The following is a 1,502-nucleotide window of genomic DNA, read 5'->3' on the forward strand; positions in this document are numbered from 1 at the left end:
TGGGTCGTATTCTATCCCAACGTCTCCATCGATCTAGCCACAAAGCTAAAAGTTCACGAATTGGGCTTGCTAAAGCAGTATAGGAAGCAACTAATCGATCTAATTCATCATAAGTGACAAATAACCAATCATCTGCTTCCATAAGTTTTTGATCTAATTTATCTAATACAGAATTTAATTTTTCAAGATTTTGATTGACAATAGGTTGCCAAATTGATATACGAGATAAGTCATCTCTAAGAATGTTAGCTATTTCTGTCTCTATTTGTTCAATAAGAAAATCTTTGAATTTAAAATCTTCTTGCTGTAATAAGCCGCCTAAAATTAAACCAATCCAGAAGCTACGCCATTCAATATTTGTAGCCTTATCCATTTGTCTTTCAACACTCTCTGGCGTTGGAAATCGCTTTTCGGCTTTGCGGCTCCTTCCAAAGCCAGCTATCCATGTTGTTTTACTCAAAGTAGGCAAGGATCTGACTCCCAAGCTTTCAACCAAGGATTCTCGTCCTAAAGGAATTGCGAGTAAACGGAATAATTCGGTTTTTCCTACTCCACGTCCTCCTAGTATTAATAATGTATTGGGTTCTAAAACAAGACGATAATCTGCTATAGGTAAAAAGTTTTTTAAGAATTTATCTTCATTATCACTTTCGTGTTCAGCAGTGCCCCAGCCGGGGGCGATATCCACGATTAATTCGAGTAGTTTTTGCTTATTAAATTCACTCATACTTTCAATTTAGCTACGTTTTTAAATTCACGCCCAAAAAGTATACATAACTTTTCTGCAATCTCCTGATAAGGAGAATTAGTCATTATCTTTACGAGGTCTGACAGTCGATTTGATTCTTCTGGAGTTGAGTTGCGAAAAAAAAGAGCTATGTCTCCACGTAGACTCTCCTGATAGGAAACCACGATAGGAAAAAATGGTGCTTCTTTATCGTTAGGATTAGGGACATCTTCATCTTCAGAGTAATAGTTTTCTTGAAAATGTATGTAGGCTATGTCCCGAAATTCTTGCAATTCTGTTTCTCGTCCTGACATTCCGATTGATGGAGCCATCGAATGTACAAGAATCAACGGTAAACGCTCATCAACTCCAGGGCTTGCTAAATGTCGAATAACATGAGTTAGTCCAGCCCAACTTTGACGTGATTGAGTACCAAAGATGACTGCTGCATGGGAGAGAGCAGAGATAGCCAAGCCACCAATATCGTGAAAACCAGCCCGCGCATCCATCAAAATAAAATCTAAAGGTCTTACTGCACTTTCCAATTCTCTTAACATATTTTGCATTGTACTTTGCAGTTCACCATCAACAAGGTTCTGAAAGTCCAATCTGGCTAACTTCTCCAAATAATTTTCATCCACGGTTCCAGCCGGAAGTAATTGTATACTTTCACCATCGTCTCCTAGCAAAGTCTGCTCATTAATGCTTGTGAGATGAGTACGCAGTTTCCAATCGTCTTGTTGAATTTTCTTTTCCAATAAATAATCAGTTACAC

1 protein-coding gene and 1 pseudogene are annotated in these 1,502 nt (G+C 38.1%); both read right to left on the reverse strand.

The window, feature by feature from the left end; genetic code table 11:
• Window positions 1-727, reverse strand: a pseudogene (locus ACWATR_RS39950) (RNA methyltransferase); the annotation flags it as partial.
• Window positions 724-1,502, reverse strand: a 779-nt coding sequence (locus ACWATR_RS39955) for a KGGVGR-motif variant AAA ATPase (RefSeq protein ID WP_460345902.1), incomplete at its 5' end; no start/stop codon positions are given. The gene ACWATR_RS39955 and the pseudogene ACWATR_RS39950, both read right to left, overlap by 4 nt.

The organism is Nostoc sp. UIC 10890, from assembly GCF_054786515.1.